The organism is Acinetobacter sp. UBA6526, assembly GCF_002434875.1.
In the GTDB taxonomy this organism is placed as follows: domain Bacteria; phylum Pseudomonadota; class Gammaproteobacteria; order Pseudomonadales; family Moraxellaceae; genus Acinetobacter; species Acinetobacter venetianus.
In genome coordinates, this window is the sequence record NZ_DJLC01000164.1 from 24,130 (window position 1) to 44,655 (window position 20,526).

The 20,526-nt window shown below is 40.9% G+C and carries 18 protein-coding genes; 9 read left to right on the forward strand and 9 right to left on the reverse strand.

The window, feature by feature from the left end; all coding sequences use genetic code 11:
• Positions 1-7: 7 nt before the first annotated feature.
• The 3 genes from B4237_RS11500 to B4237_RS11510 form a co-directional block, all read right to left on the reverse strand.
• Positions 8-553, reverse strand: a complete 546-nt coding sequence (locus tag B4237_RS11500) for a glutathione peroxidase (RefSeq protein WP_278596002.1) — start codon at positions 551-553, stop codon at positions 8-10.
• Positions 554-683: 130 nt separating this feature from the next.
• Positions 684-1,457, reverse strand: a complete 774-nt coding sequence (locus B4237_RS11505; protein WP_278596003.1) for an AraC family transcriptional regulator — start codon at positions 1,455-1,457, stop codon at positions 684-686.
• A 15-nt stretch (positions 1,458-1,472) separates the two neighbouring features.
• On the reverse strand, positions 1,473-2,693 hold the full coding sequence (locus B4237_RS11510; protein ID WP_278596004.1) for an MFS transporter: 1,221 nt from the start codon (positions 2,691-2,693) through the stop codon (positions 1,473-1,475).
• 147 nt (positions 2,694-2,840) lie between these two features.
• Here B4237_RS11510 and B4237_RS11515 point away from each other — a divergent pair, with 147 nt between their 5' ends.
• Positions 2,841-3,485 (forward strand): TetR/AcrR family transcriptional regulator, encoded by a 645-nt coding sequence (locus B4237_RS11515; RefSeq protein ID WP_278596005.1) that lies wholly within the window; start codon positions 2,841-2,843, stop codon positions 3,483-3,485.
• Positions 3,486-3,590: 105 nt separating this feature from the next.
• A complete protein-coding gene (locus B4237_RS11520) occupies positions 3,591-4,511 on the forward strand; it encodes a DMT family transporter (RefSeq protein WP_278596012.1) in 921 nt (306 codons plus the stop codon).
• Positions 4,512-4,903: 392 nt separating this feature from the next.
• Here the strand turns inward: B4237_RS11520 and B4237_RS11525 are convergent, their stop codons facing one another.
• From B4237_RS11525 to B4237_RS11535, 3 genes are read right to left on the reverse strand one after another with little or no spacing between them, the layout of a single operon-like run.
• Entirely contained in the window at positions 4,904-5,473 is a 570-nt protein-coding gene (locus B4237_RS11525; protein ID WP_004881969.1) for a Sua5/YciO/YrdC/YwlC family protein, read from the reverse strand.
• 36 nt (positions 5,474-5,509) lie between these two features.
• Positions 5,510-6,646 (reverse strand): DNA-processing protein DprA, encoded by a 1,137-nt coding sequence (dprA, locus tag B4237_RS11530; RefSeq protein WP_278596006.1) that lies wholly within the window; start codon positions 6,644-6,646, stop codon positions 5,510-5,512.
• 10 nt (positions 6,647-6,656) lie between these two features.
• Positions 6,657-7,808, reverse strand: a complete 1,152-nt coding sequence (locus B4237_RS11535) for a LysM peptidoglycan-binding domain-containing protein (RefSeq protein ID WP_004881966.1) — start codon at positions 7,806-7,808, stop codon at positions 6,657-6,659.
• A 120-nt stretch (positions 7,809-7,928) separates the two neighbouring features.
• Between B4237_RS11535 and def the strand changes: the two genes are divergently transcribed.
• The 3 genes from def to B4237_RS11550 all read left to right on the forward strand — a co-directional run bounded on the left by def (position 7,929) and on the right by B4237_RS11550 (position 11,079).
• Entirely contained in the window at positions 7,929-8,459 is a 531-nt protein-coding gene (def, locus tag B4237_RS11540; protein ID WP_004881964.1) for a peptide deformylase, read from the forward strand.
• A 21-nt stretch (positions 8,460-8,480) separates the two neighbouring features.
• Positions 8,481-8,918 carry a DUF2946 family protein gene (locus tag B4237_RS11545; RefSeq protein WP_278596007.1) on the forward strand — a complete coding sequence of 146 codons (438 nt, stop codon included), beginning with the start codon at positions 8,481-8,483 and terminating at the stop codon, positions 8,916-8,918.
• A 73-nt stretch (positions 8,919-8,991) separates the two neighbouring features.
• Positions 8,992-11,079 carry a TonB-dependent copper receptor gene (locus B4237_RS11550; RefSeq protein WP_278596008.1) on the forward strand — a complete coding sequence of 696 codons (2,088 nt, stop codon included), beginning with the start codon at positions 8,992-8,994 and terminating at the stop codon, positions 11,077-11,079.
• Positions 11,080-11,127: 48 nt separating this feature from the next.
• Here the strand turns inward: B4237_RS11550 and B4237_RS11555 are convergent, their stop codons facing one another.
• Together B4237_RS11555 and B4237_RS11560 are read right to left on the reverse strand one after the other, a co-directional pair.
• Positions 11,128-11,889 (reverse strand): hypothetical protein, encoded by a 762-nt coding sequence (locus B4237_RS11555; protein WP_019385259.1) that lies wholly within the window; start codon positions 11,887-11,889, stop codon positions 11,128-11,130.
• A gap of 314 nt (positions 11,890-12,203) precedes the next feature.
• A complete protein-coding gene (locus B4237_RS11560) occupies positions 12,204-15,698 on the reverse strand; it encodes a PAS domain-containing hybrid sensor histidine kinase/response regulator (RefSeq protein ID WP_278596009.1) in 3,495 nt (1,164 codons plus the stop codon).
• A gap of 185 nt (positions 15,699-15,883) precedes the next feature.
• On the opposite strand from B4237_RS11560, the gene B4237_RS11565 reads away from it, so the two are divergent.
• Together B4237_RS11565 and B4237_RS11570 are read left to right on the forward strand one after the other, a co-directional pair.
• On the forward strand, positions 15,884-16,216 hold the full coding sequence (locus B4237_RS11565; protein WP_004881955.1) for a DUF485 domain-containing protein: 333 nt from the start codon (positions 15,884-15,886) through the stop codon (positions 16,214-16,216).
• A gap of 1 nt (position 16,217) precedes the next feature.
• Positions 16,218-17,933: a cation acetate symporter gene (locus B4237_RS11570; RefSeq protein WP_278596013.1), complete on the forward strand. Its 1,716-nt coding sequence runs from the start codon at positions 16,218-16,220 to the stop codon at positions 17,931-17,933.
• A 50-nt stretch (positions 17,934-17,983) separates the two neighbouring features.
• On the opposite strand, the gene B4237_RS11575 is transcribed toward B4237_RS11570, so the two are convergent.
• Positions 17,984-19,192 (reverse strand): oxygenase MpaB family protein, encoded by a 1,209-nt coding sequence (locus B4237_RS11575; RefSeq protein ID WP_278596010.1) that lies wholly within the window; start codon positions 19,190-19,192, stop codon positions 17,984-17,986.
• An 85-nt stretch (positions 19,193-19,277) separates the two neighbouring features.
• Between B4237_RS11575 and B4237_RS11580 the strand changes: the two genes are divergently transcribed.
• Complete coding sequence (locus tag B4237_RS11580; protein ID WP_007478636.1) at positions 19,278-19,916, forward strand: TetR/AcrR family transcriptional regulator; 639 nt, start codon at positions 19,278-19,280, stop codon at positions 19,914-19,916.
• 15 nt (positions 19,917-19,931) lie between these two features.
• On the forward strand, positions 19,932-20,526 hold a 595-nt coding region (locus tag B4237_RS11585; protein ID WP_286943203.1), incomplete at its 3' end, for a two pore domain potassium channel family protein.

Below are 20,526 nucleotides of genomic sequence, written 5' to 3' on the forward strand. Positions count from 1 at the left end.
GATTGATTTATTTTGTTAATTCAGCCTCGATTGCATTCACAATACGTTCGTCATCCGCAGTGATATCTGGTGCAAAACGAGCAATAATTTCACCCTTTTTATTCACGAGGAATTTTTCAAAGTTCCACAGTACTTCAGGTGGATTGTTTGGTGTTAAGCCGTAATCAACGAGGTCTTTCCACCAAGGACCTTCACCGATACGCTCAGGAATCGCTTGTGTTAAGGTTTGGTAAAGAGGGTGCTTGTCATCGCCAGCAACTGAGATTTTTGCGAAAAGTGGGAAATGTACATCATAGTTCAGCGAGCAGAATTGCTGAATTTCATCATTTGTACCTGGTTCTTGTTCTAAGAAGTTATTTGCAGGAAAACCGAGAATCTCTAAACCTTGATCTTTCTTTGCTTGATATAGCTTCTCTAAACCTTCGTATTGAGGCGTTAAACCGCACTTTGATGCAACGTTCACGATCAGTAGCACTTTACCTTGGTATTGATCTAGATCAACATCTTGACCTTTGATGTCCTTAACTGGAATGTGATAAACCGATTGGCTCATGAGATATGTCCTAATTTGTTGTTGTAGCAAAACATCATTGTTTTAACTGCTATTCAAGCTAAGTGCAATGCCCATATTCGGAATGTATACAAATAAAGAATAGTGTTTGTGATTTCAAATTGAAGGTGATTTAAATGGATGCATTTTTTAGTTGAATTGGCGTTTGCCCTGTATAGCGTTTAAAGAATTCGATAAAACTGGAACTATGGTGATAACCCAAAGCAAATGCGAGTTGTTTAATGGTCATACCTTGACGGATTTGATTGATCGCAAAGATGATTTTTGCTCGATTACGCCACTCAGAGAGAGACAGTTGTAATTCTTGCTGGCTAAGACGAAGGATATGCCGTTCACTGACTGAAAACTGCTGCAACACTTGTTGGAGACTTTGAGGAAAGGAGTCTGGTGCAGATAGTTTTTCTAAAATTGGCGCGAGAATGGGATGTGTACTTTGCGGTAAATAATGTGAATAGGCTGGCGCTTGTTTCAACTGATCAAATAAAACTTGTAATAGGTGTTCGAGATATTCAGGTGAAGTTTGTTGTTTTTGTTGTTCCAAAATTTGTACCACTAAAGCGCGAAAAAAAGGCTCAATGCTAAAACAGCGGCAACTCAACCCCAACGCTTGACCATATCTAGGATGTAGCCGAATACAGATATAGTGAATTTCATGTTCTACAGGCAGTGACTGATGCTCTGTACGAGGTGGTAACCAAAGTCCATAGCTCGGTGGGGATAGGTAGTATTGTCCTTCGATATCAAATTCTAAAGTGCCATTTAAACTAAAATTGAAATCACCCCAAATTGAAGAATGTGGACTGACAACATCATCCTTTTGGTAGAGAAATTCATGCACTTCTATACCATTCAAAAAGGGAAATTGTTCAGTCTCAGCACGCTTCATTTGAGGTCTCAACGTTTAATTTTCACAGGTAATTTTTGGGTTATTTAAACCTTTGGCTAAGGTGAAAATACTGAGTAATGCTAATGCGACAAAGCTAATCACACCATAAATTAAGATATTTTCATTGAAATGATCAACGACATAACCACCTAGAAGTGAACCTGTTGCGATCATGACTTGGAACAATCCCACAAATAAAGGCATACCTTTTTCTACGGCATTTGGTGCGTGTACAAACATCCAGATATTGGCTGAGGTTGGGAATGCACCGAATGCAAAGCCCCATAATGCTGTTAAAACAATAGCACCAAACTCATGTATTGCAAAAACTGGGAAACCAAAGAATACGATGGTAAAACAAATGCCGACAAAGGCGAGGGTATAGCGCACATTTAAATTACCACTATAACCTGCAAAAGCATTACCAAAAATACCTGCAATCCCGTACAGCAATAACAGTGAACTGATCGTCGTACCATCAAATCCTGCAATATTTTTAAAGAAGGGTGCGAGATAACTATAGGCACAGAAATGGGCTAAACCAATTAGCAGCACGATCAGCATCCCGCTACGTGCTTTAGGTTCGCGGAGCAATGCAGGTAAATCACGGAGATGAATGGCTGAATCTGGTTTAAGTTTTGGTAAGAAAATCAGTTGTAACACTAGGACCACTAAGCCAATCGCCGCCGTGATACCAAATGCACTTCGCCAACCATAAAATTCACTTAACCATGTTCCAATCGGCACACCAAGTACTGTAGCGAAGGTTACACCAGCCATCACGATCGCTGTTGCTTTGGCAATTGGTAAATGTGCGGGTGCGAGTTTTCCACTTAAAGCAATCGCCGTTGCCCAAAAGCCACCAATTGAAATACCAAGAACCAGTCGACTCAAGAGTAAGACGTGGAAGCTATCTGCAAAAGCAGTAATGGTGTTGGCAATGACCATGATCGCCGTGAGTAAAATGAGTACATAACGACGATCAAGTTGTTTGACGGCGATCGGGAGTAATGGTGCTGCAAGCGCTGCCATAACTCCAGGTAAGGTAATAATCAAACCTGCCGTACCGACTGAAATGTTGAGATCAGTTGCAACACTGTTTAATACACCAACGGGCAGAAATTCACTGGTCACAAGAGCAAAAACTGCGATTGCGACAGCCAAGATCGCGAACCAACTACCTTGAGTTTGAGTTACCGTTGTGGGGTGAGCTTCGGGAGAGGGAGTATGTTCCATAAAAGTTTCCTTTATTATCAGTGTTTTGATAATAAAATTAGGCAATAGGGATATTTTTATAACAATTGTTATAAAATAAAATAGTTGATAAAAATTGATGCGTCAATTAATTTAATAATGATCGTTATAAAATAATGTGTAACCCTTATGACAAATAACAATGTATCTGAACAAGAACCTTGTGATCATCCAGCAAAAAAGAAGCGTGGACGTCCAAAGTGCTTTGATGAGCAACAGGCCTTAGAAAAAGCGATGTTGTTATTTTGGGAGCATGGCTATGAAGCAACGTCGATTAGTGATCTCACACAAACTTTGGCACTGACTGCGCCGAGTTTATATAGTAGTTTTGGAGATAAAACGACGCTGTTTTATAAATGTATCGATTATTATCTTGCACACGAAGCCTGTCCAATTGAAGCCATTTTTTTAGAAGCTAAAACTGCCAAAGTTGCTTTTGAGTTGTTTCTTTACGATAACGTGCAACGTTTGGCACAGCCAGATAAACCTTCGGGCTGTATGTTAGTTGTGGCGACGATGAACTGTTCGGATCATGCTCAAGAGGTGCAACACAATATTTTAGAAAAAAGGCTCAAGACCAAACAAAAATTACTTGAGCGTTTACAACAAGCCGTCGCAGAGGGCGATGTTGCAGAAACCGCACCATTACAAGAAATAGCAGATTTCTATGCCACTGTTTTACAGGGACTCACCATACAAGCAAGAGATGGCGCAAATGTAGAGCAACTGCATAAAGTGGTTGAGCATGCGATGCGAACATGGGATCTGTTCTAAAATTCACATGTCGTAACTGCGATATAAATGTCTGAAATACGATATTTCAATTAAATTAGACATCTTTCACAATACACACATCACGTAAATGTGCTGAGATTGATGATGGTTCAGTTGAGTAAATATCAAAAGTGGGCATTTGTTTTGCCACTCATTGCAGTGTTAATTTGGTCGCTTAATATCGCTGTAACGCGTTATGTTGCTGATTATATTTCGCCTGTGAGTATCAGCTTCTATCGTTGGTTTGTCGCTTTTCTGATTTTAACGCCTTTCATGCTGCCAAAAGTGTGGAAGCAACGCGCGGTGATTGGAAAAGATTTAGGTAAACTGGCCGTGTTGAGTGCGTTTGGGATGGTGTTATATCAAGGGCTGTCTTATACCGCTGCCCACTATACGACGGCGACCAACATGGGAATTGTGAATGCCTTTGTTCCAGTCTTTACCATTTTTATTTCCTATCTGATCTTAAAAGATGTGCCAAATCGCTTTGCAATGTTTGGCAGCTTACTGTCATTTGCAGGTCTGATCTATGTGATGAGTCAGGGGCATATCTCAAGCTTATTTGAGCAGGGTGGACACTGGGGCGATGCTGTTATGGTGGTTGCGGTTGGTTTCTACGCATTCTATGGCGTATTCCTCAAAAAATGGCAATTAAAGCTGCCGCTGTTGACCAGCCTTTATGTACAAATTGGCTTTGCGTTGTTGTATCACGTACCATTTTTACTTTGGTTTGGCTTAGATGGGATTAATGCTGACAACGCTGCAAGCGTGCTATATGCAGGTGTTTTTCCATCATTGATTGCGCCTTTATTGTGGATGGTGGCTGTTCAAGCAATTGGTCCTAACCGTACCAGTATTTTTATGAATCTGATGCCAGTATTTACCGCAATCATTGCCAGTCTTTGGTTATCTGAGCATTGGACAATCTACCATACGATTGGTGGAGTAATGATTTTAGTCGGCATCATTATGGCGCAGAAGAAAACAATAAAAGTGCCTTCACGATTGGTTGAAACGGCTTCTTAAATATGAAATGCTGGGGTGTGTTTGTCTAAAATAACAACAAACACACCAAATTATTTATTAGGCGTTCATTCTTTCTATATGATTTACAAATATATTTTAATTAATGTCGAAATTTGCGATCAAAAAAAAGCTGAATAAAAATATAAATATAATTTTATTGAAATTTGAAAACTGACAAAAATGGTGCGCTTTTCACATTTTTTGTTAGATAAATAATATATTTGTATAAATTGAACGATTGATCCATAATACTTTCCATAGCGAGCTGATTCGTTTTTAGAATGAAGAAGTTGCTAACCAAATTGATGAACCCTCTGGATGTGATTTACACATCCTTTTTATGCTCAGTTATCCCTATATAACTGAGCTTTTTTTTGTGTGAAATTCACTGATTATGCCCGAATGACTTCACCAGTGAGTGCATTGAGAATACGACTTGGTTGCTGGCTAAGCCCTAACTCACCCTCTAGATAATTGAGCGAATTACCAAAATAGTTTTCTGTTTCGTGCAGACTTTGGGCTGGATTAAGACCCGCAGGATTGGCACTCGTCGAGACAATAAAACCACCAAAATGATTGCATAGCTCGACGCATAAAGGATGAGTCGTAACACGTACAGCCACTAAAGGATGTTGTCCTTTAATCCATGTTGGGATCTGTTCATCCGCTGGTAATAACCATGTGGTTGCACGCTCGGTTGGTTGACGATTTGACCAGCTTGCAATGACTTGCTGACGGATTTCAGCGCTGAGACGATGTAGTAAGTGCTCTACTTGATTTAAATGACCCGCTAATAAAATAACGCCTTTCTCTATTGGACGATGCTTCAGTTCGAGAATATTTTGGAATGCCTGTTCGTTGAATGGATCACAACCCAAGCCCCAAACTGCTTCTGTTGGGTAGGCGAGCACCTGACCCTGTTTTAAAAGTTGTGCTGCTTCAGATGTTGAGGATGTGATCATAGGATGAGGGTAAGTAAAAGATAGGGAGTTACTAGTTTAAAGCATTGGTCGACAACGTAAATAGCGACCACCTTGCTGCATACATAATCCTAATAACTCAAGTTCCATTAACTGGGCAGTGAGCTCTGCGGGAGAAGTTGGAGAGTTTTGTGCGAGTTGATCTAAATCTTGTCCTACCCAATCAAGTTGTTGATACAGCGGGAGTAACTTTGTTGGAATGTGTGCAGAAGCTTCGACTATTTCTTTTTCTTTGCTTGGTTGTTGCTGTGTTTGCCACTGGGTTGGAAGTGCCAAATCTTCAATAATTTGTTCAGGATGATCGATGAGAATAGCACCTTCACGAATTAGTTGATGGCAGCCTTGGTGGAATTCACTGTAGATATGTCCAGGTATCGCAAATACTAGTTTACCTTGTTCGGCCGCTTTATTCGCAGTAATAAGTGACCCGCTTTGTAGTGCGGCCTCAATCACAACCACACCGAGACTCAGACCACTCACAATCCGATTTCTTCGCGGAAAGTGTTGCTGTAAAGGCATTGTGGTTGGAAGAAACTCAGTCACGATAGCACCTGATTGAACAATCTGTTGTGCAAGCGTCTTATTTTGAGAAGGATAAACAGTATCTAAGCCTGTTCCCACAACTGCAATGGTTCGATGATGGCTTAAGCCACCACGATGTGCTGCTTCATCAATTCCATGAGCTAAACCACTGCTAATATAAAAACCTTTTTCACTTAAATAATAAGCAAAATCATACGCAACTTGGCGACCATGTGGACTCGGTTTCCGACTCCCAACCATTGCAATTTGCGGTTGTAATAAAGCTTGTGCTTGTCCCTGACCGAAGAGAATCGGTGGATGATCTGAATAGGGTAGGAGTTGGGTTGGGTAACCAATATCTTGTGGTGTCAGAATGAAGTCTGTGTGTTTCTGAATCAGCTGTACAATCTGTTCGAATTTCTGTTGGCCCTCAGGGCTGAGAAACTCGTCCAAACGTTTTAAATGATTAGCATGTAAACCAAGTTGTTTCCATTCTGGGAAACGATGTGATTGTGTTGCTTGTTCACAGCTTCCAAAATGTTGAATAATTTTTTGGAAACTTGAGAGAGAATGTTGAACCAAATACCACACCAACACGGTTTGGTAGTGATGGGGTGATAGTTGACTCAACATCGTTTAGAATTTAGTCATCAAGACGAGGTGGTTTGATGTCTGAACCCACTTTAATTGGGAGTTCACTTTCCAATACGTAAGCATAGCTAATACGATCAAAACTCTTAAAGATCATAACACTACCCACATATTGCCCCGGTAATTTTACTTTCTCTTTGGTTTTTGGATCACGTACCGTTTCACCCTCTTGGTATGTGCTGAACACTTGACCGATTTCAACACCATCAGCTGTACCACGGTCTACCGTAACAACGCCATTTTTCGCAGCAGTACCGATTGATCCCATCACACGGATGACTTTACCGCCGTCACGGACTTGGTTTGCATCAGTCGGATAGAATAATGTTGGTAACATCGCATCTTGTTCAAGCATCACGCGGTCGCCACGACGAACTTCGCCGTTATAACTATCTGTGAGTTCAACCGTGGTAATGTCATTTTCACTGGTAATTGCAACGCCAGATGCCACTTGCGTAAGTTCAACACCTAAGTTTTGCTTTTTACCATTTTGATCTAACACGATATAAGGTTGACCTTCACGGAATACGCCATAACGCTGACCATTTTCGAGACCTTGTCCACGAACATAGACGCTTTGACCTTTACCAGCCAAGACACGGTTATCTGCTGTACCCAGAATATAAGGCGTATTGGCAATTGCCTCAGCAGGAAGTACAGATGTACGTTCTAGCCATTGTTGAATATGCGCCAGTGGAATAACAGGAACACTATTATTTAACGCTTCAATACGTACTTGTGGGCGTAAGTTAGATGTATTCCCAGAATAACGACGGATGATACCATCACAGCCATCGCCTTCATCTTTACCGATTAAAGGTTTACCGTTCAGGCTACAAAGAAGCAATTTGTCACCTGGATAAATCCAATGAGGATTTTTCACATGTTTATTGCTTGCCCAGATTTCAGGCCAACGCCATGGCTTGCTTAAGAATTTTCCAGAAATATCCCAAAGCGTATCGCCTTTTTTCACCACATAAACGTTTGGTGCACCCGCTTTAACAGAAGGAGGGCTGACATTTGGACTTGCTGCATGAGCCAGATTTACGCTCATACCTAATCCCGCACAAATCGCAACCGCAATCAGTTGTTTTTTTAACCCCAAGGCATGAAATGATTGTATGCCGTTTAAAACCTTTTTCATTATCATAATTCCTAAAAATTATGTGTGTAGTTGCGCTATAATAACGACTTTACACACAATTTTTTGATCAAGCATTCCCTTCAGTTGGTTTTCTGATCAATGGCATAAATGAGGAACAGTATGGCCTTATTACCTATTTTAAGTTTTCCTGATTCCCGTCTTCGTACCATTGCTAAGCCAGTCGAAGAAGTCACTGATGATATTCGTCAGCTTGCAGCAGATATGTTAGAAACCATGTACGAGGCACCGGGTATAGGTTTAGCGGCAACTCAGGTTGATCATCATATTCAGCTTATTGTCATGGACCTTTCTGAAGAGAAAAATCAACCGATGGTGTTCATCAACCCCAAAGTCACTCCACTGACTCAAGAAACGCAACCTTATGAAGAAGGCTGTCTCTCTGTGCCTCAAATATACGATAAAGTTGAGCGTCCGTCACGCGTAAAAATCGAGGCAATTAACCTTGAAGGTCAAGCATTTGAGTTAGAAGCTGACGAACTTCTCGCTGTTTGTATTCAACATGAAATGGATCACTTAAATGGCAAACTTTTTGTTGATTATTTATCGCCGTTAAAACGTCAACGTGCACGTGAAAAAGTCGAAAAAGTGGTTCGCCAACGTGAAAAAGAGAAAGTTACGGTTAAACGTTAAGTTGTACTGTCTTTAATTGAGATGTTTTCTTTGTTTCGTTGTGGTTTGTTGCTTGCATTTGCCGCGGTCTGTTTACAGATTGCGGTATTTTTGCAGCCGCTACTTCCGAAGCAGTATCAAATCGCACCAGTCTGTGAAACGATTACCAAAGCTTTATTGCTACCCAAAGTACAAGCTGAGCAGAGCCAATCACAGCATCATGCCCATCATCATTCACATCAACTTGAACAAACATCCGCATCTACATCGTCGCATGATCATCATGATCCAAGCCATCAGTGCCAGTATTGTACAGTCTATGCCAATCTGATATTGCCGCCTGAGTTGGGTGTAAAAGAAGTTCTAGTTCGGATCCAAGTTCGTTTAGTTGCGTATCAGCAAGCGTTTCGCCACGTTTTCTTCTTACTGCAACGACTATTCTTATTACCTCAAGGGCGAGCTCCGCCACTCTTTGCATAAATTAAAACGTCAATTTCATTAGGGTTTTCAAAACTCTAGCCTAGTTTTACTTATGTTTTAAGAGAGACCGATCATGGCTCAACCTAAATTTTTATTACAACCACTGACGGTTGCGATTCTTGCTGCTTCAAATACAACAGTTTTATGGGCAAATACCGACGTACAGTCAGAACAACCAGCTCCTGTTGTTTTAGCGCCAATTGTTGTTACAGCAGTACAGCCGAATGATGCAAATGGATTGATTATCCATGCTGATCCTAAACAACCGATTCAACCCGTTCCTGCAACGGATGGGGCGGATTATTTACAAAGTATCATGGGTTTTAATGCCATTAAGAACGGTGGAACCAATGGTGATGTGACTTTCCGTGGGATGTTTGGTTCACGGATTAAGATGCTTGTTGATGGTAGTGAAAATCTGGGTGCATGTCCGAATCGTATGGACGCGCCGACTTCTTATATTCAGCCAGAAAGTTTCGATAAAATTACTGTGATTAAAGGACCACAAACGGTGCAATATGCAACGCCTGGTTCTGCTGCAACGGTAATATTTGAGCGTCAGCCTGAAAACCTGAGTAAAGATCAGCCTTATCGTGGGCAAGCCAGTGTTTTAATCGGTTCGTATGGCCGATTAGATCATAATGTAGAAGCTGCAATTGGTGATGAAACTAAATATGCACGTTTAAATGTGAATCGCTCTGTCGCAGATGACTATAAAGATGGGGATGATAAAAGCATTCACTCAAATTGGGAGCGTTGGAATGCAGACCTTGCCGTGGGCTGGAAACCAACCGAGGATTCGTGGTTGGAACTACGTGCAGGCAAGGGTGATGGAGAAGCTGCTTATGCAGGGCGCACTATGGATGGCTCGCAGTTTAAGCGTGAAAGTTTAGGTTTACATGCTGAACAGAAAAATATCACAGAGGTGATTAAGAAAATTGAAGCCCAAGTGGACTACAGTTATAACGATCATTTGATGGATAATTATAGTTTACGCACGCCGCCGATGACGACGATGAATATGCACGGTATGGAGATGACTGTACCGAATAAGATGTCGATGCGCGTTGATCGTCGTACTTTAAATACACGTCTTGCAGTAACAACGGATTGGGATAAATTTAGCGTCGTTTCTGGTGTTGATACACAGCAGAATAAACATGGCGGTGACATGATTATGTATGCGATGCCATCCATGAACTCGCCGTATGCTGAAGACTTAAAATTCCAATCTTATGGTGCATTTAGCGAGTGGACTTACGCCTTTAATCCAGATCAAAAATTAGTTGCTGGCGCACGTGTTGATCAGGTCAAGATTGATAATCTGGAAAATGGTAAAGACCGTAAAGATACTTTGCCAAGCGGTTTTATCCGTATTGAGAAGAATCTACCCGAGCATGGATTAAAAACTTATGTAGGTTTGGGCTATGTGGAACGTACACCAGATTTTTGGGAGTTATATAGCACGATAACGGATCATGGCGTGCCTGAAAAGAAAGATCCTACAAAATTTCTGATGGTGAATAACCTAAATAACTTGAAAGCTGAACGTACGGCACAACTTGACCTTGGCTTCCAAGCTGAACATGGCGCTTGGAACGCATGGGCATCAGCTTATGCTGGTTTGATTAAAGACTTCATTTTAATGGAATACAATACTCCTGATAAACGCAAAGCATTGGCACGTAATGTTGATGCCACAATTGCAGGCGCAGAAGCTGGTGTTGGCTATCAATTTACGGATCGTCTCCAAGCCGATGTTTCCACCATGTATGCTTGGGGTGAAAATACATCTGATGATCGAGCTTTACCACAAATTGCACCTTTGGAAGGACGACTCAATCTTCGTTATGTCGATGAAAAATATAGTTTAGGTCTATTATGGCGTGCGGTTGCTAAGCAAAGTCGTGTGAGTTTGAATGAAGGTAATGTTGTTGGTTATGACATGAATGAAAGCAAAGCATTCAATACATTGGCGGTGAATGGAACTTATAAACTGACTGATGCTGTAGATGTTTCGGTAGGCATTGATAACGTTTTAGACAAGGCTTACACCGAGCATTTAAATAAAGCAGGTGCATCTATGTTTGGTTACGCAGCTACTGAGCAGTTCAATAATATTGGACGTAATTACTGGATGCGTATGAGCATGAAGTTCTAAGTGATGAAAAAACAAGGTGGATGATTCCACCTTGTTTTATTTGCACTTTTAAGCCAAGCAATCTTGTTTTGGCATCAAACTATCACAATACAAGGGATTAAGAGCACATTGTAAATCATCGATTTGTTCTTGAGTCACATAACCTTTTGCTTTGAGATATTCAGCAACACGGTCATCTCTTAAGCTCAAGAACGCTGCATCATAAACCCCTAAATCCACGAACATTGCAGCAGTTTCTAAACTATTAAAATGATCGAGAAATACATCATTTTCATGCATCAAGAAAATATGCGTCAGTGTGGCTTGAGAATCTACTTTCAAACGTTGAGCCAATTGTTCTGGACGCGTTTTAATAAATAACAGATCAGAAAGTTCATCAAATTGAGTTTTATCTAATTCGCTGTTACCTGATTTGACATGCCCTAGCCATGCTTTAAAGACCAATACAGCACCACCACGTAACAACATACTCCACATTTGATGGCGTGTTTCATGGTCGAGATGTGCTGATTCATTTTCTAAGACTTGAAGAAACTGTTCTTCTTGCTGCGCTAACTTATCAAATAAGCCCAGTCCTTGAGGATGGTAAGCCGCAGGTGCAAAAACATCAAAATTTAATTCGTGAAAAACTTTTAACGCCAATGGAACAGCTGCTTGATACAGTGTGTTGAGTGCGCGAAGGTGAACATCATTAAGTTCACTTTGTCCAAAAACTTTTTGCCAGTCTAACTCAGGTAATAATGCGTTAGCACTGTATTGACGATAAAATTGTAGAGCGTTCTGTTCTGAAATGGCTGAATTGCTATTCATAATCATTGTCCTTTATGACGGTCTTGTTAGAAACCCAAAAAAGGAAAAGCCTAGGTTTCTATCAGTTTGATCAATTTATGAGGGATTCAGAATGCAAGTAGAATACGACTAAAGTTGTAGATGTCGGTTTTTATAATAATAAATAATTTAAAAACAATATCTTGTATAATTGTAAGTAAGTGTACAAACGTTCACTAATGTAAGTGATAATTTTTGCCATAGGCAAAGGTCATTTGAGCACTTTGGTCAATTTTATATCAAACAAAGTGCTTTTTTCTGAACAGTTTTGCCTATGTAACAAAATAATTTGCTACTTAAGACATTGGCATGATTTTTAAGCCTGACAACCATGCACGCAAGCCAGCTGGTTTCAGTGGTTTTCTCAGTAAAACGATATTCTGCTGCTTCAAACGTTGCGGCAACTCAGGATCAGAATCAGCTGTAATTAAAGCCACAGGAATATTGGCAGTTCGATATTGCTCAATAAAATCGAGACCACGTTGTTCATTATTCAAATGCTGGTCAATGAGCCAGACTTGAATATCATTTTCTTGAATCAATTTGAGGGCTTCATCTGGCTCTGTTGCCGTGAAAATTTGGTATCCCCATTTACTCAGTAGTGTACGCATACCTTCCAAAATCGTTTCGTCATTATCCAAACACAACACTTTATATGCCGTATGTTGCAGTGCGGTCATGGTTGGTGTATTAGTTTCAATTTGAGGTGCTGCTGCGAGAGGTACTTCAATCATGAAGCATGAGCCTTTGCCAAGTTCAGAATAAACATGCACAGGAAAATCAAGCAGACTGGTCATACGCTGCACGATGGCAAGACCCAAACCAAGCCCTTGTTCGCCCCAAGGTGATGTATGTCCACAACGTTCAAATTCTTGGAAGAGTTTGACGCGTTGTTGTTCATTGATTCCTGGCCCTGTATCCCAGACACCGATTCGAATATGATTTGGACGTTGTGCTGAGCGAAGGACTCCAACGACGACACGTCCCTGAGCGGTATAACGCAATGCATTGCTAACAAAGTTCTGGATAATCCGTCGCATCCATTGAGGATCGGTATCTACCCAAAATTGAGTGTCATGGACTTTAAGTTGTATATCGCGTTGAGCTGCAATGGATTTGAATTGTAGTTCAAGATCACTGAGTAGATCATGTAGTGAATAAGGCTGACGTTTCGGTTGAATCGTACCGCCTTCTAAGCGTGCAATATCGAGCAGGGCCGAGAGCATACTTTCTGCACCATATAAGGCACGATCTAATTGCTGTAAAGTTTGTTGATCTTCGGGACTTTCAACACTTTGTTCCAATGCCGTACTAAACAAGCGAGCAGCATGCATGGGTTGAAGTAGATCGTGGCTGGCTGCGGCCAAAAAGCGACTTTTTGATTGATTGGCTTTGTCTGCTTGTTCCAAGGCAAGTTGCTGTTCAGTCAATGCATCGGCTAACTGGCGTGTACGATCACTCACTCTTTCTTCGAGAATGGCTTCATTTTCACGGAAAGCCGTAATATCAGCAAATGTAGTGACAAAGCCACCGCCTTCAATGGGATTTCCGCGCATTTGAATCACTAGACCATCTTTACGAATACGTTCGAATTCATGGGCACTTCCTACTTTCATCCAATGAATACGTTTACGCACATGCTCTTCAACAGGGCCAGGGCCACATTCTCCACGTTCCGCGTTATAGCGAATCAAATCAGCAATTGGACAGCCGACATAAACCAAATCCTTTGGATAATCAAAAAGTTTAAGGTATTGATTATTCCACGCGACCAAACACATATTTTTATCGACCACACTCACCCCTTGGGTCATATGGTCAATCATGGTCATCAATAAATTTTGATTAAAGCGCTGCCATTGAGATGCTTGATCTAGGATGTTGGCGACTTGTCCTAAAGCAAGTCCATTATTGATCAAGGCCGTGGTCAGTAAGGTACGTGCTGAAGCTGCACCGATAATCCCCGCGAGATATTGTTCTGTAAAACGCCACCACATCCCATTCGCCACATGGTTCTCGTTGAGCACCACATGATTTTGTTCACAAAATTGTTGGAACGCTTGAGTCGTTGGTCGATCACCTGTAATTCGCTTCGCCAGCGCCAATAAATCACCTACTTTGAGACGCGCTGCGTTATGGTGTAAATCGGTCAAATCTGTTGAGGTTTTGGCAGAAGGAAGGGGTTTGCTTTCATAATAGAAAAAGCTTTCAGCCTGTATCTGCTCTGCCACACTTGGGCGATAAAGCCGAGAAACCCAAATATAGGATGCGATATTTAATCCAAGTGACCATAAAACTCCATGAGTTAGTGGTGCAAAAGACTCAAAGCCGAGTATAGCTTCAGGGCGTAAGCCATTAATATCAAATGGGCCAAATAACAAAATATGCTGAGCAAAGTCTTGGTAATGATCAGGTAGGCTACGCAATACAGTTGGGAATAAAAGTGTATAGCTCCACATCAAAAAGCCAATGATTAAACCCGCATAAACTCCCTGACGACTTGCCCCACGCCAATATAAACCACCGATTAACGCAGGAGAAAATTGTGCAACGGCACTAAAGGCCAATAAACCAAATACAGAAAGTTGGTTGATATCATTGAAGAAATGGAAAAATAAGAATCCTAACAGCATCACGCTGACAATACTGATGCGTCGAGTTAGTTTTAGTACTCTTGGTAAATGTTGATCTTGGCGTGAAATGATTTTAAACCGCCAAAGTGCAGGCATGATCAAGTCATTACTGAGCATGATTGATAAGGCAACCGAGGCCACCAATAGCATCCCTGTCGATGCTGAAAATCCGCCTAAAAATGCCAATAAAGCTAACCACTCTTGTTCGTAGCTCAGCGGTAGGGCAAGTACTGCAATGTCAGGTGTACCAAGGGATTCAGGTAAAGAATGCAGTGCCCAACTCGCGATTGGGATAATGGCAATAATGGTTAAAATCAAATAAACCGCAAACCAGCGACGTGCACCACGAATATGTTTTTCATCTCTTAATTCCACCACAGCCACATGGAACTGGCGTGGTAAACAAATCATGGCTAATGCGGCTAAAAGCGTTTGAATCCAGAAAGTTTCGGGTACGCCAAGCTCTTGTAAATCATGGAAATGCTGGCTGACATCGGTGCTGACTTGTTTAATATTTTCAGGTGATTGTAATAAGAAAAAACCAGCAACACAGAGCAAAGCAAATAACTTAACAAAGGATTCAAATGCCACAGCAAGCATTAAGCCGCCATGTTGTTCGGTGTGGGCAATATGACGTGTTCCGAAAATCATTGCCAAAATCGCGAGCAGAGCAGTGAGCAGTAATACGCTATTTGTGGTTGTCGTCACATGCGCATTTTGTTCGAGAATGACGGATGCACTGAGCGCAATCGCACGCAACTGCAAAGCAAGATAAGGAATAATGGCGATGACGGCCAAAATTGTGACCAACGCAGCGAGGCTACCACTTTTGCCATAGCGGGCAGCGACAAAATCTGCAATTGAGGAAATTGCATGATATTGCCGAATACGCCCGAGACGTTTCCAAATATCATAACCAAACCAAATAAAAAGTAATGGACCGAGATAAATTGGCAGAAAAATCACGCCTTCACGAACTGCTGCGCCTGTTGCGCCGTAAAAAGTCCATGATGAGCAATATACGCCTAAAGTTAAACTGAACAGCAGCATTCGACCGCGCATACTCAAACGACTTGCATGTTTTTCTCCAAAAAATGCACAGCCGAATAGCACCACGATATATATGGCAAGAACCCCAATAATAAGCCAGCTATTCATATTGCCCACGTGATCAAATTCCATTTTTTATCATACCCGATGCACAGGTACTGAGATGAGTAGAGATTTGCATTTAGAGACCAAAGTCTAAGTTACGAGTCAAGCTAATTCTTGTTAATTTGGATAATGAAAAATCCCATTTGAAAAAGGGGTCCATGGTTGGACACAAAAATAAGGAGTTGGTTATGGATGATTCACAGGTAGATCGAATTCTACATAATCCAAAGTTTCAAGAGATGGTTAGCAAGAAGCGTACATTAAGTTGGACATTAACAGCAATTATGTTGGTTATCTACGTCGGCTTCATGCTTTTGGTTGGCTATAACAAAGAGTTTTTAGCAAGTTCATTTAGCGGTGGTGTGACAACATGGGGTATGCCTCTTGGTTTAGGTATTATCGTGTTGTCTTTCGTGTTGTGTGGTGTGTATTCATATATCGCTAACAATAAACTCGATCAGCTAAATGAAGATGCCCTCAAGGAAGTTGAGGCGATCACACATGAAAAAGGGATGCACTGAGATGAAAGGGACATCATTTAAAGCGACATTACTCGCGCTCGTAGGCCTACTCAGTTCTAGTCTTGCTTTTGCTGGCCCAGATTTAGGTGCAGCAGAACAGCAAGCAACCAACTGGCATGCGATTATCATGTTTACGATCTTTGTCGGTTTCACATTGTTCATTACTAAATGGGCAGCGAAACAAACGCAATCGACTCAAGATTTCTATACTGCTGGTGGTGGTATCAGTGGTTTCCAAAATGGTTTGGCGATTGCGGGTGACTATATGTCAGCGGCATCCTTCCTTGGTATTTCTGCATTGGTGTTTAGCTCAGGCTTTGATGGCTTGCTCTATTCACTTGGTTTCATGGTGGGTTGGCCGATCGTTCTATTCTTAGTCGCAGAGCGTTTACGTAACCTAGGTAAATACAACCTTTCAGATGTTGTGTCTTTCCGCTTAGAGGAAAAACCTGTTCGTACACTTGCTGCATTAAGTTCATTAGTTGTTGTTGCATTCTATTTGATCGCTCAAATGGTAGGTGCAGGTCAGCTAATCAAACTATTGTTTGGTTTGAACTATAACATCGCTGTCGTAATCGTGGGCTTACTCATGATGGCTTATGTGATGTTCGGCGGTATGTTAGCGACAACTTGGGTGCAAATTATTAAAGCTGTGCTATTACTCAGTGGCGCAACTTTCATGGCATTCATGGTGATGAAAGCAGTTGGCTTTAGCTTTACTAATATGTTCAACCAAGCCATTGGTGCTTATGGTCAAGCGCATAGCTTAAGCTGGGAAGAGGCGGCTCATATCATGGGGCCAGGTAAATTGGCAGCCAATCCAATTGATGCATTATCGCTTGGTCTTGCATTGATGTTCGGTACAGCAGGTTTACCACATATCTTAATGCGTTTCTTTACTGTTAAAGATGCAAAAGAAGCACGTAAATCAGTTGTTGTAGCAACAGGTTTCATTGGTTACTTCTATCTTTTAACGTTCATTATCGGTTTTGGTGCGATCTTATTCGTTGCAAACAACCCTCAATTCCTTGATGTAGCAAAAGCTGCTATGACAGGTAAGTTAGAGTTGGTGGGTGGTAACAACATGGCTGCGGTTCACTTAAGTGATGCTGTTGGTGGCGACCTGTTTATGGGCTTCATTTCAGCAGTTGCTTTCGCGACGATCCTTGCCGTTGTTGCTGGTTTAACACTTTCAGGTGCTTCTGCGATTTCACATGACCTTTATGCAAACGTATTCAAGAAAGGGAAAACGACACCTGAATCTGAATTACGTATGTCTAAAATTGCAACTTTAGGTTTGGCGGTTTTTGCAATGATCCTCGGGATCTTGTTTGAAAAGCAAAACGTTGCGTTCATGGTTGGTTTAGCATTCTCAGTGGCTTGTTGTGCAAACTTCCCAGTTCTTGTGTTATCAATGTTCTGGAAAGGTTTAACGACTCGCGGTGCAGTGATTGGCGGTGTGGTTGGTTTAGTTGGCGCGGTTGTATTAATTATCCTTTCTAAAGCAGTTTGGGTAGATACATTAGCGATTTCTGAATCTGCACCTAACCCATTCAATGGCCCAGCATTATTTGCAATGCCATTATCATTCTTCTGCTGTTGGTTCTTCTCTGTGACTGATAAATCAGCACGTGCAGAAAAAGAACGTAAAGCATTTGACGCTCAGTTCGTGCGTTCAATGACAGGTATCGGCGCTTCTGGTGCATCTGATCACTAAGCTCAACGATTCCAAAAAAAGCCCTCAGTTCATGAGGGCTTTTTTATGCTTTATTGATGCATACTGGCAAGTTGTTGGCCTTGATTGCGATACAAAGACAATCCCATTTTCTGTAAATTGCGACCTTTCTCTTCAAGGAAATGATTTAATTTCGGAAGATATTTGGCACCGCTATATAGAGTTAAATTCCGACAAATCAGATAATATGCAAACCATGACGCTGATTGTGGTGCCAAGCCTAAGTTTTTCATTTTCTTACGACCTATAAAAAACTGGGTAATTTCTAAATGCTGTCGATAAGCCAATTGCTGCTGAAAGCCTCTTAAATAACGATATTTACGTTCAAAAGGTTCTTTCGATAAGCTAGAACCCAATGAAATACTGCTTTCATCCGATTTAGGATGGGCAAACTGCATCCAGTAAATCAGCTTCCAGCCTTCAGACTCTTTATCGACGAGCCATTTTTCTTCAACGCCCATCAGCCAACCCGCATATTTCCAAAAGTGTAGGAAACTTTCGACTTCTTGTTGTGTTGGAAAAATACCTAGTGCACGAATGCCAAGTAACACGACTCCACTAAATGCAATATTGGTCATGGCTTGATCATATTGATTGATCGGCAAACCCCAAGTCTCAGCATCCCATTTTTCAGATTTTTTAAGTTGATGGCGGACTAGAGAATGAATAAAGCGAACAAAAATAGTTGAAGTAAAACCTTTACTGAAACGTTCGAAGCCATCTGGTTCAGTAATATCAACCCACCATTTGGTTGTTTCAGCGAGACGTGTTCCTGCTTGCTTTTTTAAGGCACCTGTTAATACCAAAGGTTGGTTAAAACCTGGATACATGTAACCCGTCATGAGTGACAAGTCTCGAAGGATAAAACCATTATTTGCGCCTAAGCGATAAGTAAATTTAATGGCCTCATCGATTTTACTCTGTTCATACCAGTGTGGTTTTTCTTCAATCATCGTGAAAAACCGAGCAAGCTCTGGAATCTCATGAGGAAGTTTATCAATACCTTCATAAAGAGCTATTTCAAAATATTTACGATGCTCTCGAGGATTCTGCATGACCCATTGCATGACCTGATCCATGGGTTCATCACCACTTTGTAAAGCATTATTCAATGCTAAATATTCGTCATAGCTGGGCTGCACATCTTGATCAATCATATAGCGCAAGATTTTGGTTTTGAGATTGGATTGAATCATTTTTTCAAATGAGGCTAAACGTGTCGGTTTGTTGATGCTTTGCATTGCATAACACCTTTGCTTGTTATTTAATCAAAGCTTAATATGAATAAATATTCGCATTCAATTCGCATTTATTTTGAGGTTGGAAATGAGAAAAAGACCGCAACAACAGCGTGCAAAAATGATTGTAGAAAGTATTTTAGAGGGAACACAAAAATGTATTTCTGAATATGGGGTATTACAACTGACCACACCAAAAATTTCAGAAAAATCAGGTGTTAGTGTGGGTTCTATTTACCAGTATTTCGAAAATAAAGAGCAAATTGTTGCTGAACTATTACTAAGAAAAAGTGAAGATTTGGGGCAGGCACTTAAACAGTTGGTCATGCTACAACAACATGCAACTATTCAAGACATTATCACATTGAGTATTGCGTTTGGCTTTGAATCGTTAAAGTCAGATCATGGTTTCTTTATCGAAATCTTAAAGAATTGGCATGCTTATAGTGATTCTGAGGCAGCCCAAGTTCTAGAAAGACATTTTTTAGAAATAGGCATGTATTTATTTGGTCGTTATTATCCGCAATGGGACTTTGAAACACTAAAACATAAATCTTTTGTGATCATTAATAGTACTTTATTTACCATGATGCGCTATGCCAGTAAAAATACTTTTTTGATCGAAGAACAACGATTACAACAAGAACTTTCCACGATGATTGTGACATTTTTAGATGCAGCATCATTGAGTAGATCAGAAACAGATGTGATGCGCCGTGATAAATAAATAAAGGACAATAATATGCAAACTTTACGACAATTTTGGAATACTTTTCGTTTGCTACCATCCGCTTGGCTGCTTATGGTTCAATTGGCCTTACTCATTTTTAGCACCGTGACGTATGACGATAATCAATATAAAGCGTTGACGTGGTCACTGGGTGTTTTAGCCTTATTAATTATTGCAAAAGTTATTCGCCAGTCGCCAGTTTTTACTTTTTGGGGACTGTTTTTTGTGAGTGGGGCATTTGTATTTTCGATTCTTATTTTTATTGGTTTTGATAGTCAAATTGTTCAAATTACAGCACATAGTTTTGAAGCACTTGCTTATTTCTATGCGGCTTATGGGTTGATTCGTTATATGTTTGCAGATCGTTATCTGACAAAGGATGAGTTGTTTGCTGCTGGTGCGGTCTTTACTTTGATCGCATGGGCATTTGCCTTTCTTTATAGTATTTGCCAGATTGTTATTCCCAATAGTTTTCAAAATCCAAATCAGCCACAAGAACTACAGCGATGGTTAGATTTATTATTTCTCAGCTTTAGTTTGCAGTCAGCGACAGGACTTTCTGATGTCATGCCAATTAGTCCTGCGGCTCGCGGGATTACCATGCTGC

Excerpts from the sequence above, each read along its gene's own strand:
- B4237_RS11500 (WP_278596002.1), bottom strand. The coding sequence starts at position 553 with ATGAGCCAATCGGTTTATCACATTCCAGTTAAGGACATCAAAGGTCAA.
- B4237_RS11505 (WP_278596003.1), bottom strand. The coding sequence starts at position 1,457 with ATGAAGCGTGCTGAGACTGAACAATTTCCCTTTTTGAATGGTATAGAA.
- B4237_RS11510 (WP_278596004.1), bottom strand. The coding sequence starts at position 2,693 with ATGGAACATACTCCCTCTCCCGAAGCTCACCCCACAACGGTAACTCAA.
- B4237_RS11515 (WP_278596005.1), top strand. The coding sequence starts at position 2,841 with ATGACAAATAACAATGTATCTGAACAAGAACCTTGTGATCATCCAGCA.
- B4237_RS11520 (WP_278596012.1), top strand. The coding sequence starts at position 3,591 with ATGGTTCAGTTGAGTAAATATCAAAAGTGGGCATTTGTTTTGCCACTC.
- B4237_RS11525 (WP_004881969.1), bottom strand. The coding sequence starts at position 5,473 with ATGATCACATCCTCAACATCTGAAGCAGCACAACTTTTAAAACAGGGT.
- dprA (WP_278596006.1), bottom strand. The coding sequence starts at position 6,646 with ATGTTGAGTCAACTATCACCCCATCACTACCAAACCGTGTTGGTGTGG.
- B4237_RS11535 (WP_004881966.1), bottom strand. The coding sequence starts at position 7,808 with ATGAAAAAGGTTTTAAACGGCATACAATCATTTCATGCCTTGGGGTTA.
- def (WP_004881964.1), top strand. The coding sequence starts at position 7,929 with ATGGCCTTATTACCTATTTTAAGTTTTCCTGATTCCCGTCTTCGTACC.
- B4237_RS11545 (WP_278596007.1), top strand. The coding sequence starts at position 8,481 with ATGTTTTCTTTGTTTCGTTGTGGTTTGTTGCTTGCATTTGCCGCGGTC.
- B4237_RS11550 (WP_278596008.1), top strand. The coding sequence starts at position 8,992 with ATGGCTCAACCTAAATTTTTATTACAACCACTGACGGTTGCGATTCTT.
- B4237_RS11555 (WP_019385259.1), bottom strand. The coding sequence starts at position 11,889 with ATGAATAGCAATTCAGCCATTTCAGAACAGAACGCTCTACAATTTTAT.
- B4237_RS11560 (WP_278596009.1), bottom strand. The coding sequence starts at position 15,698 with ATGAATAGCTGGCTTATTATTGGGGTTCTTGCCATATATATCGTGGTG.
- B4237_RS11565 (WP_004881955.1), top strand. The coding sequence starts at position 15,884 with ATGGATGATTCACAGGTAGATCGAATTCTACATAATCCAAAGTTTCAA.
- B4237_RS11570 (WP_278596013.1), top strand. The coding sequence starts at position 16,218 with ATGAAAGGGACATCATTTAAAGCGACATTACTCGCGCTCGTAGGCCTA.
- B4237_RS11575 (WP_278596010.1), bottom strand. The coding sequence starts at position 19,192 with ATGCAAAGCATCAACAAACCGACACGTTTAGCCTCATTTGAAAAAATG.
- B4237_RS11580 (WP_007478636.1), top strand. The coding sequence starts at position 19,278 with ATGAGAAAAAGACCGCAACAACAGCGTGCAAAAATGATTGTAGAAAGT.